The organism is Sphaerisporangium aureirubrum (genome assembly GCF_042658925.1).
In the GTDB taxonomy this organism is placed as follows: Bacteria; Actinomycetota; Actinomycetes; order Streptosporangiales; family Streptosporangiaceae; genus Sphaerisporangium; species Sphaerisporangium aureirubrum.
The window spans coordinates 1-15,109 of record NZ_JBHSRF010000128.1; the positions used below are offsets into that span (position 1 = coordinate 1).

Here is a 15,109-nt window from a genome sequence, read left to right on the forward strand (position 1 = left end):
GCGCGGAAAGCCGCAAGGGCTGTGCTCATGCGGGGGACACCCCCGCACCCCCGAGCCTGCCGGGCTCAACGCGAGCCCCGAAACCCAACTTGAGAGACCACCCACCCACAGCCCCACCCACCCACAGCCCCACCCACACAGCCCCCACCCACACAGCCCCACCCACACAGCCCCACCCACACAGGTCGGACGCCCCCTCGCCCCACGGACCTCTATTCCGGCGCCGCGACGGCGAGACGCGGTATGGCGAATCCGGCGCCGCCATACGGCGATCAAGATGGCAACGGCACGCGACCGAGCACAACCGCGTCCGGCCCGGTAATGGTCCTTGCGGTGGGCGCGCTTCGCGCGGAAAGCCGCAAGGGCTGTGTCTATGCGGGGGACACCCCCGCACCCCCGAGCCTGCCGGGCTCCACGCGAGCTCCGAAACCCAACGTGAGAGACCCACCGCCCACCGCTCACTCGCCGACAAGTGCCGGGCCTGCGCGGACCCCGACCAGTCCAGGAGTGCCGCATGCTCGGCATCGTCAACAGCGTCCAGGAGTACTCCCCGGCCGGACTGCTCCCCGGCGCATCGGCCGGGCACACGGTTGTCGCGGCCGCGAACCCGTCACCACCTTGATCACCGTATGACGGCGCCGGGTTCGCCGTGCCACGTCCCGCCGTCGCGGCGCCGGAGAAGTGGACCCGCAAATGGCCCGGGAGCACGGCTCGGCCGGGGCGCTGGGTGCGGTGGGACACGATGATGTCGGCGAGGCCGGGGGGCTGGGGGCGGTGGGACACGATGAAGCCGGCGGGGCCGGGGCGCTGGGTGCAATGGGGCACGATGAAGTCGGCCGGGCCGAGGGTGCGGGGGTGTTCCCCGCGGCAGAACGGGGTCCCGGTAGTAATCGCGGAAAATCCAACGAACCTATCTCTGACCTCGGGTGGTCGAGTTCTCGGGACGGGTGGCGATCATCCGCGTATGGTGCGGCGGGATGGCGTGAGCCGGAGTGCGGCTTAGACGTTTTCCTTCGCGAGCGCTTCGCGTACGGCCGGGGCGATCTCCCTGGCCCAGCGGCCGAGGGAGACGTCTTCGTGTGCGGTGTGGCCGGGCGGGAAGAGGATGAAGCCCGAGGCGCCGTGTGCCAGGACGGCTGTGGTCAGTTCTTCGACCCACTGGGCGACGGAGCCGCCGATCCAGCGGCCGTCGCGGTCACGTGTGGCGGACAGTGGCCGGTCGGTGATGCGTCCGGGAAAATTGAAGACGGTGAGGATCTCGCGCGGTTCGCGGCCCACGGCCGCCGCCGCTTCGTCGATGACCGGCCGTGACCCCCGGTATCGCTCGCTGAGCCAATCCGCCGCGTGGCCGGGGATCCAGCCGTCGGCCACCCGGCCGGTGGCGGCCAGGGATTTCGGGCCGACCGATCCGGTCCACACGGAAGGCGCGGCCACAGGAGCCGGCTCGATCTGGTCCACCTGGTAGTGGCGGCCCTGGTAGCTGACCGGCGGACCGCCACCCGACAGCGATTTGATCAAGACGATCGCCTCCTCGAAGGCGTCCACGGCATCGCCCGGTGACAGCCGCGGCACTCCCATGTCGGAGATTCGATCCCACAGCCCGCCCGCGCCCATGCCGAGCACGATGCGGCCGCCCGACAGCGCAGACAGCGATGTCACCATTCGCGCCAGCATGGGAGCGGGCCGGGTCGGCAGGTTGGTGACGTTGGCGAAGCCGGAGATGTGCTGCGTACGTCCGAGGATGAATCCGAGGGAGGCGTAGGCGTCCAGGCGCCCGCCGATGTAGGGATGGTCCGACAGCGAGAAGATGTCAAGTCCGTCACGGTCGGCCTGCTGAGCCATGCGCAGCAGCTCCGGCACCTCGTCAATGCCGGTATGCGCGCCGAAGCCGAAGACGACTTGTTGTACAGACAATGTTCTGCCTTTCATTCGAGGGGGCTATTTACGGATCGTGTAACTGTCCTCTTCGGAGGTTTCCGGCCCGAAGTTCATGGTGCCGAGTACGAGCCGGGACACGGCAAGGCCGCTGCGGCCAAGGCGGGTGTGGTCCACGTGTTCCAGCCGTTCAGGCGGTGCCGAACTGCTCGGCCATGCGGCCGGTGAACAGGTCGGCGCCCTTGTACTCGATGACCGTCTCAGCCGGGACGACGGCAGGGCCGTCGGGTGTGGGCAGTTGACCGACACCGCCACGCGGTCCGAGCGGGAGCAGGATCATGGGGTGGGGCGAGGGCTGGTAGGCGCCCGTGGGCCGCTCGCCGCGCAATTGGGCGGTGATGTTCTGCGCCACCACCTCGGCGTGCTGCATCGCGTACCCGGCCATCTTGGCCTCGGCCACATCGGTGATGTCGCCGATCGCGTACACGTGGTCGTACCCGTGGACGTTGAGGGTCTCGGTGACGGGGACCTGTCCCTGCGGTGTACGGGTCGTGAGCCGGCCGCCGGCGAGGTAGCCGCTGTTGGCGTGCACGCCGTAGGCGCGGAACCAGATGTCGGCGGTGATCTCCTGCCCGCCGGTGGTGGTGACGGTGAAGGTCCCGGCCTGACCCGGCTCGGTCGGCGGTGGCGCGGTCAGGCCGGTGCCCAGCCGCACCTGGATGCCCAATGCGTCGAGCTGGCGGTGCAGCTCCTGGCGCAGCTCCGGCCGGAAGGCGGGCAGAAGCTGCTCGGCCGGGTCGACGATGGTCACGTGCTTGTGCGGCCAGACCTCCTTGATTTCCCCGGACAGTTCCAAGCCGACCGGCCCGGCACCGAGGATCAGCACCCGCTCGGCATCGACCAGTTCCTTGTGGGTCTGGCGCAGGTCGTCCAGGACCTCGTCGGTGGAGTCGGCGTTGGGCTTGGCCGGGTAGGCGTAGCTGGAGCCGGTGGCCAGGACCAGATAGTCGGCTTCGACACGCTGACCTGAGGCCAGGGTGACGCCGCCGGGGTCCACCGAGACTGCACGGTCGCGAATCACCGTGCCCCGCGTCAGCCACTCGTTGTAGGGGAAGAACATGTTGCCCGCCCAGTCGGGCTGGGTCAGCGCTCGCAGCGACCCCGCCGAGTTGATGAACGCGTCCCGGGGATCGATGAGGATGACGTCGGCCTCGGAGTCCAGCGCCTTGGCAACCGCCGAACCCCCGTAGCCTCCGCCGATGACCACAACTGTACGATTCATGATTTCCGCTCCCCGCAGGCAAAGGGTTGAATTCGCACCACGAACTATAATAGTTCGTGGTGCGAACTGCAATCTTGTCTGCGGCGCGACGAGGCGGTCCTAGCGCTTGCGATCGGCGGCGGCTGCTTCGTCGGGTTCCAGGAAGACTGCGGGAACCTCGTTGTCCAGCACGACGCGGCCGAGCAGGCCGGCGAGCGTGTCGCGTTCGGCGGCGGCGAGTCCCGCGGTCAGTTCCTCGATCCGCCGGCAGGTCTCGGCATAGAACTCCCCTGCGAGCCTGCCGCCCTGCCGGGTGAGCGCGACCCGCACCGCGCGCATGTCCTGTGGGTCCGGTTCGCGCTGGACCATGCCGTTGCGCTCGGTGCGGTCCACCAGGCCGGTAAGGCTCGACTTGGCCAGCCCCAGCATCGCGCCCAATTCGCTCATGCCGTACGGCTGGACCATCAGCACGCACAGCAACTGTCCCTGCTGCGAGGTGAGGCCATACTCCCGTGCGGACTCGGCGTACACGGCATTCACCAAGAACGTGGACCGTACCAACGCGGCCACAACCCCGATCTGGCCATCATCATTTTTACCCACTCGGCCAGGGTAACATTCAGGCGCCCTGCAATTCGTGGGACGAACTACCTGGCATTCTGCACACGAGGGCGCTAGACCATCGGCGGCGCCGCCGTCACCGACCCCGCCATGCTCTCCATGGCCCTGCACATGCGCAGCCAGGACAAGAGCCTGCGCGAGATCGCCGCCCAGCTCGTCATCTCCCGGGGCAGACCACCGGTTAACCGCCGTACGGCGGCGCCGACTTCGCCGTACCACGTCCCGCTGCGTCGGCGCCGGTTGTGGGGGCCCGAGCTGTGGTGTCCACGCCCGCAGGCTGGCGTCTACGCCGAGGAGGTGGTGTCCACGCCCGCAGGCTGGCGTCTACGCCGAGGAGGTGGTGTCCACGCTCGCGGGGTGGCGTCTACGCCGAGGGGGTGGTGTCCACGCTCGCGGGGTGGCGTCCAGGTGCGGTGATGGATACGCCGGGTATCGGGTGGGCCGATGTCGACGCGGTGGGAACCGACAACGGGTGGGGCCATCGACCTCAGCCGGAGGGGGTTTGATGTCTTTGGTCCTCAACATCAGCTTTTTCGGTTCTGGTGACCCGTGACGGGTTTCTCGCCGTACGGCGGCGCCGGGTTCGCCGTGCCACGTCCCGCCGCGTCGGCGCCGATCGAAGACACAGCCGACAGCGGTAGACAGCTGGACGCCGACGGAAGTACGCCACAGCCCGATCGTCGGCTTCGCCGCACCGCGTCTCGCCGTCGCGGCGCCGGAGAGAGTCCTCCGTTAGGCGGGGGCGTTCGTGAGGTGAGGGGGGCGTCCATGAGACGAGGGGGTCCGTGACCGGGGGTGGTGTCCGTGAACGTGTGGGGGTGTGAGATGAGGGGGTGTCCGGTCGGGGAGTGGTTCGGGGGAGGAATGGTCTGGCATTCAGAAGCCATCGTTCAGCCCTCGGGTGGGGCGCCCCACGGGCCTGCCGCCTGTGGGTCGTCGGCGATGATCTCCTGCCAGACCTGTATCAGTTCCTTTAGGCCGTCGATCGGCTCAGGGTGGGCGAGCATGTCGTATAACGGGCGGACGAAGCGCTCGTGAGGTCGGCGGCTGCGGGTGAAGGAACGCAGCATCAGTACTGCCTGGGCGGCGTCTCCCTGTGCCGCGGACGCGATGGCGTACACCTCGGCCATCACGAAGGGCGGTAACCGGGGTCCTCCGGACGGCGGTGGTGCGTCCAGCGCGGCGAGTACCGTTCGTGGGGTGTGGGGGGAGGGGGTGTCTTTTGGGGTGGAGCGGTCGAGGACCCATCGCAGCAGTTCGGCGTCCGGGAGGTCTCCCGCTCGTGCCAGTGCGGCTCGGGCGCGGTCCGTCTCGCCGGTGAACAACAGCAGGGCGCCGAGCCAGCGATGTGTCCTGGGGTTGCCGGGGGCGAGTTCGATCGATTTGCCGTAGGCCGCTTTGGCCTCCTCGAAGCGGCCGAGATTGGTCAGCGTGTAGCCGAGGCTGCCGTAGGCGGCGGCGACGTCGGGGGCTAGTTGGGCCGCCATGCGGTAGGCGGCCTCGGCCTCCTCGAAGCGGCCCAGGTTGTTCAACATGTCTCCGAGGCGGTGGTTGAGGGGTGGGAAGGTTCCGCCGGCGCGGTGGAGTTCGGTGACCTGGTCGGTGAGGTCGAGATCGAGTGCGTCGGCGGACTGGGCGCGCAGGAGGTGCAGGTAGGGCTCGGCGGGGCCGTGGAGGAGAGGTGGTCGGGGGGCGGGGGCGTCGGCCAGGGCGTTCATCGCCGCCTCGGTGGTCTGGCGGCGGGGGAGGGAGGAGTTCAGGTCGAACAGGCCGGTGAGGAGGGTCCGGTCGCCGTCGGAGTGGTAGGGGGTGAAGTAGGCGGCGGTGCCGAGCAGGAGGCGGGCGTAGGCGGGCTGGAGGACGGCGGCCGGGGCGTAGAGGTGGCGGAGCAGGAGGATGCCCTCGGGGGGATCGACCCAGGTGGTGTGCCAGAGGAGGGCGGCGGTGGTGGTGCGCCAGGCGGCGTCCGCCAGCTGGCCTTCTATGCCGGTGTGGCGGTGGGTGGTGAGTTGGTGGGTGAGGTGGTCGACGGCGCGTTGGTTGAGGGCTTTGACCATGGCGCGGCGGGTGGGGGCGAGGAGGAAGGTGCGGATGGCGTCGCGGACGTCGCGGTGGAGGGTGCCGTTGCCGCTGTGGACGAAGTCGTGGCGGCGGGCGAGGTCGCGCAATCGGCCGGCGACCTGGTCGGCGGGCACGTCCCACAGGGCCGCGAGCAGGTCGGGGTCGCGGGTGACGGATATCGCCTGTTCGTCGTGGGACTGACCGGTGAGGTTCTGCTCGACGTGGATGAGGGCCAGGCCGTACAAGGCGGGTAGGTCGCGGTGGAGTTCGTAGTCGTCGCGGTAGGTGGCGTGGTGGAGGTAGCGCTCGGCCATCCGTGCCACGACGGTGGACACCGTGCCGTCGGGGGTGACCTCCTCGTAGAGGCTCGCTAGGGGGCGGCCGGTCCGTACGTGGTCGGTGAGCATCTTGGCCATGAAGTGCAGGGCGAGCGGCACGCCCTGGGTGAGCGCGACGACGCGGTCGAGGTCCAGGCCGGGAGGGAGCGTGCCCAGGCGGCGCTCCAGGTAGCCGGCGGCGGTGCGGTCGTCGAAGCGGTGCAGGGTGATGACGCGCAGACGCTGCTCGTGGATCTCGCGTTCGTAGCGGCGGGCCTCGCTTGCCTCGGCGGCGAGCAGCTCGGGTTCCAGGCGGGTGCCGACGACCCACACCACCCGGCGGCCCGAGCGGCGCATCGTCTCCCGCAGCCACGGCCCGGCACCGCCCAGCAGCTCGCAGGTGTCGAGGATCATCACGACCGGCTCCCTGGCGGCCAGAGTGCGCAGGCCGTCGGTGAACGCGGTCACCAGGGCGTCGACCTGGTCGACCAGCGCGCGGTAGGCGGTGGGGTCGATCTGGGTGGCGCGGCCCGCCTGGAGGGTCGTGGCGAGGTGGGCGCCCGCGCCTGCGATGGCGTTCGCGGCGCCGGTCACCGGGGCGGGGACGCCCGCCAGGCCGGCGATGTCTCCTCCGGCCCTGACGATCGCGGCGATCTGTTCGGGTGTGACGGGCTGCCGGCCCACCTGTTTGCCGAGTCCCAGGCGGGTGGCCTCGGCCTCCAGCTCGGGCAGCTTGGTGACCAGGCGCTGGAAGGCGGCGAACCCCTTCAGGCGGCGGCGCCGCACCACGCTCCAGGAGGCGGCGGAGGACTCCAGCTGGGCGCGGACCCGTTCCAGGATGCGCCAGATCGCCGGGCCCGCGAACTCGACGTACTCCTCGGCGTGCAGCCCGCGGTCGCGTTCCCAGTCCGTCTGGAACACCGTGAAGCGTCCGGCGGACGACCCGGGGAGCTTCCCGGCCGCGATGTCGGCGAACCTGCGCAGCAGGGTGGTCTTGCCCATCCCGCCGTAGCCCTGCACCAGCACCACGAAGGCCTCGTCGGGGCCGTCGCCCGGCCTGCTCACCGCCTCGGACAGCACCAGCCGGAACCGGTCCTGCTCCTCGCTGCGCCCTACGAACACACCCATGGCCCCGGCCCCCTGTACGTCCACCCCGAACGTCGGCACCTCCAGTCAACACTCCACGCGGCGCGGGCGCGGCAAGTCAGCGCAGGGCGTCCAGGGCGCGTTCGATGAGGGCGGCGCCCTGGTCGGCGCGGGCGAAGCCGGGGGTGCGGAGGGTGAAGAAGACGTTGATCGTCAGGTTGTCCTTGCGGAAGGTGATGGACGTGCGGTAGATGCCGAGGTCGGCCTCGCGGCGGGTGTAGCTGATGGCCTCGTCGCCGACGCGGGGGCCGTTGCGCAGCCTGGTGCCGGGGTAGCGCTCCGGTTCTTCCTCGTATGAGGTGGTGCGCATCTGGGTGAAGGCCAGGTGCGCGATATCGGCGTCGTTGAAGCGGGCGGCCTGGATGCTGAAGAAGGCGCCGTTGTCCTGGCGTTGCCACATGCAGGAACCGCGGGTCATGAACTGGCGTTTGGCGGCGGCGCCGAGCAGCTGGGCCGCCTGGCGGTCGGTGACCAGGGAGCAGGCCTTCGGCTCCTGCGCGAACGGCCCGCTCTTCGCGGCGGCGGTCGCCCGCGGAGCCTGTGTCCCGGCGGTGGACGGGCCGGTCGCCCGCGCCTGCGGCGATCCCGGCACGTCACGCTCCCGGATCCGCCACACCGTCACCCCGATGACGGTGACCAGCAGCACCGAGAGCACGGCCCCCACGGCCACCGGCACCTTGACGGAGCGTCGCCCTCCCGGGACCCCTCCCAGCGCGTACGTCCCCGCCGGGCCGCCGGGCTGCGTGGGTCCGCCAGGATGTGCGGGCCCGTGCCGGGGAGCGGTCGCCGGAGGATACGTGCCGCCGCCCGGCCCCGTGGGCATGGACGGGACGCCGGGGACCGGCGGGCGGGCACCGGGGGCGGTGGGATATCCCGGCTGTCCCGGTGTCCCGGAAGAACCGGGGTGGCCGGGGTGCCCGGAAGGACCGGGGTAGCCGGGAGCTGCGGGAGAGCCGGAATGTCCTGGCGTCGAGGGAGAACCGGAGTATGCCGGCGCCGAGGAAGAACCGGAATGTCCCGGCGTCGAGGAAGAACCGGAGTATCCCGGCGTCGAAGGAGAACCGGAGTATCCCGGCGTCGAAGGAGAACCGGGGTGCCCAGGCGTCGAGGGAGAACCGGGGTGGCCGGGAGGGGCCGGGGAACCCGGGTGGCCGGGGGTCGCGAAAGGGATGGGCATCGCGTGCGGGCCGGGGCGCACCGGGGGGACCGGGGGGCCGGACAGGAGGTTGCGCAGGTGCCAGGCCGCCTCGGAGGAGGTCATGCGGTGGGCCGGTTCCTTGGCGAGCAGGCCCGCGAGGATGGGGGTCAGCGGGCCGGCCAGGCGCATGGGATCGGGGTCGTGCAGGAGGACGGCGGCGAACATGGCGGCGGCCTGCTCGCGGGCGTAGGGGGAGCGGCCCTCCACGGCGGCGTAGAGGGTGGCGCCGAGGGACCAGAGGTCGGACTCGGGGCGGTCGTCCTCGCCGCGGAGGCGCTCGGGCGCGATGTAGCCGGGCGAACCGGCGACGGCGCCGTTCTGGGTGAGGACGACGTCGCCGGCCAGGCTGGCGATGCCGAAGTCGGTGAGGACGACGCGGCCGGCGCTCGTCAGCAGGACGTTGGCCGGTTTGACGTCGCGGTGCAGGATGCCCGCCTCGTGGGCGGCGCGCAGCGCGTCCAGGAGGCTGAGGCCGATGCGGGCCACCTCGGCGGGCGGCAGGGGCCCGCGCTCCTTGACGAGCTGGTGCAGGGAGTGCCCCTGGACCAGCTCCATGACGATCCAGGGACGGCCGTCGTCGGCGACCACGTCGTGCACGGTGACGATGGACGGGTGGGCGCGCAGCCGGGCGGCGGCCCTGGCCTCCCGCAGTGTCCGCTCGCGCAGCTCGGCCCGCTGCGCCTCGTCCAGGTCGGGCGGGAGCCGTACCTCTTTGATGGCCACGTCCTGCCGCAGCAGCTCGTCGGTGGCCCGCCACACCGTGCCCATCCCGCCGCGCCCCAGCGGGGCGACAAGCCGGTAACGCCCGATCAAAACTCGCGGCGAAGGCGTCATGGTCACCGGGCGAACATAGCGCCTGAATCACCCGTTTCGCAGGCGCCTCAATCAGGTGCCCCGGCCAGCGCGGCGGCCTTCGCGCGCCGGGGAACCAGGGACGTCGTGGTGAGCAGTGACAGGACGGCCATCACGCTCATCGCCGCGCCCACGGCCAGGTGCTGGGCGACCAGACCGGCCACCGCCGCGCCGACCGCCTGCATCGTCATCATGCCCGAGGAGTGCAGCCCGAGCGCCTGGCCGCGCAGGTCGTCCGGGGTCAGCGCGATGAGCCGGTCCTGGAGCAGCAGGCCCGCGCCGAAGCCCGCCGAGGCCACGGCCGCCGCCACCGCCGCCACCGGCAGGGGGATCGGCAGCACGAACAGCAGGTACGGCACGGCGAGCAGCACGCGCAGCGGGGTGGTCAACCTGACGCGCCACCGCTGCGGCAGGAACCGGCCCACCAGCGTGTCGCCCGCGAGCATGCCGAACGCCGCGGCCATGAACAGCACCCCCGCCGCGTCCGGGGCGTACGGGATGAACAGCGCCTCGCACCCGACGACCAGCCCGTTCGGCACCCACAGCGCGACGTACACCCTGCGCCGCTCCGGCGACGCCCACAGCCGCGCGTTGCCCCGCCAGGTCTCCCGCACCGACGGACGCCCGGTGGCGCGGGGCGGCTGGCGGGTGAGCCCGAACCGCACGACGGCGGCGGCCAGCAGGTCCAGCCCGGCCGCGACGAACAGCGCGGCACGCGGCGACAGGAGGGCGACCAGCGTACCGCCGAGCCCGTACCCGGCTATCTGCATGACCCCGACCGACATGTTGAACACCGACCGTCCGAGGATGTACCCACCCTCCGGAAGGATCTCGCTGAGCAGCCCCCACCGCACCCCGCTCCCGGCGGCCTGGACCAGCCCCATCGCGAAGATCACCGCGAACATCCCCCAGACCGGCATCCCCGGCAGCGCCATCACCAGCGTCCCCACGCCGAACATGGCCGCCAGCGCCGTCAGGATGGCCCGCGGCGGCACCCGGTCCGCCGTGGACAGGAACACCATCGCCCCCGCCACCTGGGCGAACGACGGCCCGAACATGCTGAGCGCCGACAACAACGGCGACCCGGTGCTCACGTACACCAGCGACCCGAGCGCCAGCCCGGCGACGGTCGACGCCGCCACCTGCGCCGACGCGCCGACGAACAAGGGGGTGAACTCGGGCGTGCGGAAGAGCTGCCGGTAGGTACGCATGCGGGGAGTCTGCGGCTCCCGTCCGGCGAGCCGCCAAAGTTTCGGCCACAGCCGAAACACGCTCGCCGAGACCGGAGCGCGATCGCCGTCACCGCGCTCCCGCCATGGCGGCGGCGAGCGCCGGCCGGCCCCGCCTAGCCTTGGCTCTGTCCGGAAATACCCGGCGGCACGGGGTGAGGGGGCCATGGGGATCTGGCGGATCGGGGCGGATGTGCTGGTGTGCAGCCGGTTCACCGTGTCGCCGTTGGCGCAGACCATGGCGGCGTTGACGGCGCTGCACAAGGGGCGGGCGGATCCCGGGCGGCAGGCCTGGTTGCGGGAGCACCTGCCGGCGTACCGGGACCGGCTGGCCGGAGACCGGGTGGAGGAGCTGCTCGTCTGGGCGGCGCTGCGCCCGCGCTGGCTGGCCGACTTCATGATCACGCCACCCCGGGACGACGACCGGACGTTCCACGACGAACTACGGCGGGTCAGCGAGACCCCCGCCGAGGTGGCCGCCGCCGACCTGGCCACGGCCATCGGCGCCCCCCTCCCACCGGAGCTGCGCGTCCCCGACCTCCCGGGCCGCGCCGCCGCCCTCCTGGAGTGGATCTGGACCCACACCGTCCTCCCCGAATGGCCCCGCCTGCGCCGCGTCTTCGAGGCCGACATCGTCTCCCGCACCGGCCGCCTCAGCACAGGCGGCTGGGCCGCCGCCCTGGACGGCATGCGCCCCGGCCTCCGCTGGCTGGGCGACGGCCGCCTGCAGATCAACACCTACGACAACCCGCCCCGGGACATCCCCGCCAACGCCCGCCTGTCGTTCATCCCCGTCACCACGGCCCACGGCTGGGTCACCTGGGACCTCCCCGACCGCTACGCCGTCATCTACCCCTGCACCGGCCTCCTGGCCGATGCCCCTACGTCCCCCGCACCCCCCGTCGCGGTGAGCGCCCTGATCGGCCCCGCCCGCGCCGACATCCTCACGCGCCTGAGCGAACCGAGAAGCACGACCCAACTCGTCGCACTGACCGGCCAGAGCCTCGGTTCGGTAGGCGGCCACCTGAAGATCCTCCTGGCCGCCCACCTGATCCACCGCCGCCGCTCCGGCCGCTCCGTGCTCTACTACCGCAGCCCTCTGGGCGACCGCCTCCTGAAGCCCGAGTGACTCAGGGCTTCGGCGGCTCGTCGTCCGCGGGGGAGTGGTGGGCGGCGATGTCGGTGGCGGTCGCCTTGGTCCAGTCCAGGGCGGTGCGGGCGTGCCTGATGCCGAGGTCGAGGGAGTAGTAGCCGAGGCCGCTCCCGTCGCCGACCTGACGTTCCCTCTTGGCGGCGCGCAGATCTTCCAGTTCCTTGACCCGGGCGGCCACGGCCTCCTGCATTCTCCGCAGGATGTCCAGCGCCTCCTGGGGCTCCAGCAGTGGCAGCAGGAACGCCTGCAGCGCGCTCTCGCTGCGCACGGGCGCGAGCGTAGGGACTCGGCTGGTCATCCAGTGGTGCAGCTCGTCGGAGCCCTCGGGGGTGATCGCGTACGTCTTGCGCCCGCGCGTGCCCTGGGCCTCGACGCCGATGAGGCCGTCGGCGGCCATCTTGGCCAGCTCCGGATAGATCTGGCTGTGCCCGGCCTGCCAGACGTAGTTGATCGAGCGCTCGAACGCCTTGGTCAGGTCGTAGCCGCTGGCCGGTCCGGAGAACTTCAGGAGGCCGAGTAGCGCGATCCGCAGGGACATGACGCCATCATACGCAAGGATTGACATGTAAGAGCAGACATGTCACCTTCTACATGTTTGGCTGGACATAGAGGTCGGAGAGGGCGACATGGCGATGACGGGTGAGACGGCCACCGCGCCGGACGGCGTGCGCGGGCAGGCCGCGGGAGCCCCCGCGGCCCCGGGGGTCAAGGGGAACGGCCTGCTGCTGGTCGGCGTGCTCGGCGGGATGTTCCTGGCGATGCTGGACCAGACGATCGTCGGCACGGCGCTCCCGAGCATCACCGCCGAGCTGGGCGGCGGCGGGCTGTACACCTGGGTGGTGACCGCTTACCTGCTCACCTCGACGGTGACGGTCCCCCTGTACGGCAGGCTTTCCGACGTGTACGGCCGCAAGCCGCTGCTGCTCATCGGCGTCACGGTGTTCCTCCTCGGGTCGGTGCTGAGCGGGGCCGCGCAGGACATGGGCCAGCTCATCGCGTTCCGCGGCGTGCAGGGGCTGGGGGCGGGCGCGCTGCTGCCGCTGTCACTGGCGCTGGTCGCCGACCTGTTCCCGCCGGAGCAGAGCGGCCGGGTGCAGGGCGCGCTCGGCGGCATCATGGCGGCCAGCTACATCGCGGGGCCGTTCCTCGGCGGGGTGTTCACCGACCAGACGAGCTGGCGGTGGGCGTTCTTCGTCAACATCCCCCTCGGCCTGGCGCTGCTCGCGATCATCGTGCGCAAGCTGCCCCGGGTGCGCGGGATCGGCGGGTCGCGGCCCGACTACCTGGGCATCGCCGTGTTCACCGCCGCGATAAGTTCCCTGCTCATCGGCCTGACCGAGCACGGCCTCGACGACCACACCTGGACCAGCGCCCCGGTGGTCGGCCCGCTGGCTGCGTCGGTCGTGCTGCTCGTGGCGTTCGTCCTGGTCGAGCGGCGGGCCGTGCAGCCGATCATCCCGCTGCACCTGTTCCGCAGCCGCACCTACACGATCGTCAACATCGCGTCGTTCTGCACCGCCGCCTGCCTGTACGCCGGGGCGGTCTTCCTGCCGCGCTACTTCCAGGAGGCGCAGGGCCAGAGCGCGACCTCCTCGGGCCTGCACATCTACCCGCTCATGCTCGCCATGCTGGTCGGCAGCGTCGTGACCGGCGCACTCATCGGCAGGACCCGCCGGTACAAGCCGTGGCTGCTCGCGGCGCCGTTCCTGAGCGTCGTCGGCGCCGTGCTGTGCACGCGGCTGGCGGTCGACACGCCGTCCTGGGCGCTGGTGGGCTGGATGGTGCTCATGGGGCTCGGCGTCGGCCCCATGCTGTCCGGCCTGACGGTGGCCATCCAGTCCTCGGTGCCGCCGGAGCACATCGGGACCGCCAGCGCGAACCTCACGTTCTTCCGCCAGGTCGGCGGCTCGGTGGCTCTGGCCATCGCCGGCACCCTCTACACCACGGTCGTCCGCGACCAGGCGGTCACCCACCACACCCTGGAACAGGCCCACGCGGCGGCCGCCGCATCAGTCATCCCCTGGCTGGCCGCCGTCGGCGCCGCCGTCGCGGTCATTGCGCTGATCTTCCTGCCCAACCTGACCGTCAACCTGAGGCAGGGCCCCCGGGTACCCGCACTCGCCGAGTGAGCGTGCCCCTCGGCAGGTCGTCAGCGGTCTGCGCGCCTGACCGTCCCAAGGAACGCGCGGAAGGCGTCCGGGCTCAGCGTCAGGTGACCGTCACCGGGGTGCTTGCTGTCACGGAGTCCGACGTCGCCGGCGGGGAACAAGGCGACTTCCACGCAGTCTCCGCCGTTGGAGTTGCTGTACGACGACTTCTTCCATGTGGTCAGTGCCGGGTTTTCCATTGTTCCGCCATCCTAACCAGGATATCTAGAGAGGCTTGCTTCGGCAGCGCTTCCGCGCGGTAGACGTCCAATATACGCCGTAGCCGGATCAGGGTCTCCAGATCCTCGATCACTTCGCTGGATACGGCGTTATCCGTGTACGCCACGTCCGTGCCGCCATCGAAGCTGGCAATGACGAATGGGCCGTTGAATGCGGCGCAGACGGGGGCGGCGGCCGGGATGATCTGGATGAAGACATTGTTTTCCTGTTCCGCTATCTCGGCCAAACGAATCAGCTGGTCCGCCATTGTCTCGGGGCCGCCCACGTTCTGGTTGAGTACACATTCCGCTATCAGTGCGACGAAGGTCGGCGGATCCTCTTCTCTGGTCAGGATTCGCTGCCGGTCCATCCGTGCGGCCACCATTTCCTCGATGTCCGCACGATGGTCTCCGGCATGCAGCACGGCTCGCGCGTAGTCCTCGGTCTGCAGCAGTCCGGGTACGAGGGCGTGCTGGAACGTCCACAGGGCTATGGCGCGGCCCTCGACCTCCACCCAGCGTCCGAACCACTCCAGGGGCACGGAGACCTTTACCAGTTCCTCGCGGATCCGGGTGAGGATGCCACGAGCGTCGAAGAGTTCGTCCAGCTTTGCCACATGATCGGCGACAGGGATGCGATGTCCCGTTTCCCACTGCCGAACCAGGACTTCGCTGACATAGAAGGCTTTCGCCAGGGCTGCCCGGGACATTCCTTTTGCCTCTCGGCCGCGACGCAACTCTCGCGCGAGGAACATCCGAGGCGTACCACTAGTGCTGGTCATAATGTTTTCGCCTGGTTTCAGAGTCGGTGGTGGGGGGTCGCAACTCAGGCGCGGTCGTGCTTTCTCTTTCCCCCACGATGCCATGTGATCGAGTCTGACGGTGGCCGTTTCGGCCTTCAAGGCAGGCAGGGTTACGGTCCCGTCGGAGCCGGCCGAACGGGGCGGGGTTTGTGGCTTGTGGACGTGATCTCGCGGGGGTGTGGGAGGGGGAGGTGGGGCGCACGGTTTGGTTCGAGGTGGGGTGCGGGG

General features: G+C 70.7%; 11 protein-coding genes. 2 read left to right on the top strand and 9 right to left on the bottom strand.

Annotated elements, in window-relative coordinates; genetic code table 11:
* Positions 1–999 precede the first annotated feature (999 nt).
* From ACFP1K_RS39415 to ACFP1K_RS39440, 6 genes are all read right to left on the bottom strand, one after another.
* Entirely contained in the window at positions 1,000–1,929 is a 930-nt protein-coding gene (locus ACFP1K_RS39415; protein WP_380763394.1) for an LLM class flavin-dependent oxidoreductase, read from the bottom strand.
* Positions 1,930–2,065: 136 nt separating this feature from the next.
* Positions 2,066–3,157: an NAD(P)/FAD-dependent oxidoreductase gene (locus tag ACFP1K_RS39420; RefSeq protein ID WP_380763396.1), complete on the bottom strand. Its 1,092-nt coding sequence runs from the start codon at positions 3,155–3,157 to the stop codon at positions 2,066–2,068.
* A 99-nt stretch (positions 3,158–3,256) separates the two neighbouring features.
* Positions 3,257–3,739: a MarR family winged helix-turn-helix transcriptional regulator gene (locus ACFP1K_RS39425; protein ID WP_380763398.1), complete on the bottom strand. Its 483-nt coding sequence runs from the start codon at positions 3,737–3,739 to the stop codon at positions 3,257–3,259.
* Between the two features lie 908 nt (positions 3,740–4,647).
* Positions 4,648–7,263, bottom strand: coding sequence for a tetratricopeptide repeat protein (locus ACFP1K_RS39430; RefSeq protein ID WP_380763400.1), 2,616 nt, complete (start codon positions 7,261–7,263; stop codon positions 4,648–4,650).
* Between the two features lie 76 nt (positions 7,264–7,339).
* Positions 7,340–9,313, bottom strand: a complete 1,974-nt coding sequence (locus tag ACFP1K_RS39435) for a serine/threonine-protein kinase (protein ID WP_380763414.1) — start codon at positions 9,311–9,313, stop codon at positions 7,340–7,342.
* A gap of 47 nt (positions 9,314–9,360) precedes the next feature.
* Positions 9,361–10,542, bottom strand: coding sequence for an MFS transporter (locus tag ACFP1K_RS39440; protein WP_380763402.1), 1,182 nt, complete (start codon positions 10,540–10,542; stop codon positions 9,361–9,363).
* A gap of 184 nt (positions 10,543–10,726) precedes the next feature.
* Here ACFP1K_RS39440 and ACFP1K_RS39445 point away from each other — a divergent pair, with 184 nt between their 5' ends.
* Entirely contained in the window at positions 10,727–11,689 is a 963-nt protein-coding gene (locus tag ACFP1K_RS39445) for an ArsR/SmtB family transcription factor (protein ID WP_380763404.1), read from the top strand.
* A 1-nt stretch (position 11,690) separates the two neighbouring features.
* On the opposite strand, the gene ACFP1K_RS39450 is transcribed toward ACFP1K_RS39445, so the two are convergent.
* Complete coding sequence (locus tag ACFP1K_RS39450; RefSeq protein ID WP_380763406.1) at positions 11,691–12,251, bottom strand: PadR family transcriptional regulator; 561 nt, start codon at positions 12,249–12,251, stop codon at positions 11,691–11,693.
* Positions 12,252–12,345: 94 nt separating this feature from the next.
* On the opposite strand from ACFP1K_RS39450, the gene ACFP1K_RS39455 reads away from it, so the two are divergent.
* On the top strand, positions 12,346–13,842 hold the full coding sequence (locus ACFP1K_RS39455; protein ID WP_380763408.1) for an MDR family MFS transporter: 1,497 nt from the start codon (positions 12,346–12,348) through the stop codon (positions 13,840–13,842).
* Positions 13,843–13,862: 20 nt separating this feature from the next.
* Here ACFP1K_RS39455 and ACFP1K_RS39460 read toward each other — a convergent pair whose 3' ends face one another.
* Together ACFP1K_RS39460 and ACFP1K_RS39465 are read right to left on the bottom strand one after the other, a co-directional pair.
* On the bottom strand, positions 13,863–14,060 hold the full coding sequence (locus tag ACFP1K_RS39460; protein WP_380763410.1) for a DUF397 domain-containing protein: 198 nt from the start codon (positions 14,058–14,060) through the stop codon (positions 13,863–13,865).
* Positions 14,042–14,833, bottom strand: a complete 792-nt coding sequence (locus ACFP1K_RS39465) for a helix-turn-helix domain-containing protein (RefSeq protein ID WP_380763412.1) — start codon at positions 14,831–14,833, stop codon at positions 14,042–14,044. Before ACFP1K_RS39465 ends, ACFP1K_RS39460 begins: the two co-directional genes overlap by 19 nt.
* Between the last annotated feature and the right edge of the window lie 276 nt (positions 14,834–15,109).

Excerpts from the sequence above, each read along its gene's own strand:
- ACFP1K_RS39440 (WP_380763402.1), bottom strand. The coding sequence starts at position 10,542 with ATGCGTACCTACCGGCAGCTCTTCCGCACGCCCGAGTTCACCCCCTTG.
- ACFP1K_RS39430 (WP_380763400.1), bottom strand. The coding sequence starts at position 7,263 with ATGGGTGTGTTCGTAGGGCGCAGCGAGGAGCAGGACCGGTTCCGGCTG.
- ACFP1K_RS39445 (WP_380763404.1), top strand. The coding sequence starts at position 10,727 with ATGGGGATCTGGCGGATCGGGGCGGATGTGCTGGTGTGCAGCCGGTTC.
- ACFP1K_RS39450 (WP_380763406.1), bottom strand. The coding sequence starts at position 12,251 with ATGTCCCTGCGGATCGCGCTACTCGGCCTCCTGAAGTTCTCCGGACCG.
- ACFP1K_RS39455 (WP_380763408.1), top strand. The coding sequence starts at position 12,346 with ATGACGGGTGAGACGGCCACCGCGCCGGACGGCGTGCGCGGGCAGGCC.
- ACFP1K_RS39460 (WP_380763410.1), bottom strand. The coding sequence starts at position 14,060 with ATGGAAAACCCGGCACTGACCACATGGAAGAAGTCGTCGTACAGCAAC.
- ACFP1K_RS39465 (WP_380763412.1), bottom strand. The coding sequence starts at position 14,833 with ATGTTCCTCGCGCGAGAGTTGCGTCGCGGCCGAGAGGCAAAAGGAATG.
- ACFP1K_RS39420 (WP_380763396.1), bottom strand. The coding sequence starts at position 3,157 with ATGAATCGTACAGTTGTGGTCATCGGCGGAGGCTACGGGGGTTCGGCG.
- ACFP1K_RS39415 (WP_380763394.1), bottom strand. The coding sequence starts at position 1,929 with ATGAAAGGCAGAACATTGTCTGTACAACAAGTCGTCTTCGGCTTCGGC.
- ACFP1K_RS39435 (WP_380763414.1), bottom strand. The coding sequence starts at position 9,313 with ATGACGCCTTCGCCGCGAGTTTTGATCGGGCGTTACCGGCTTGTCGCC.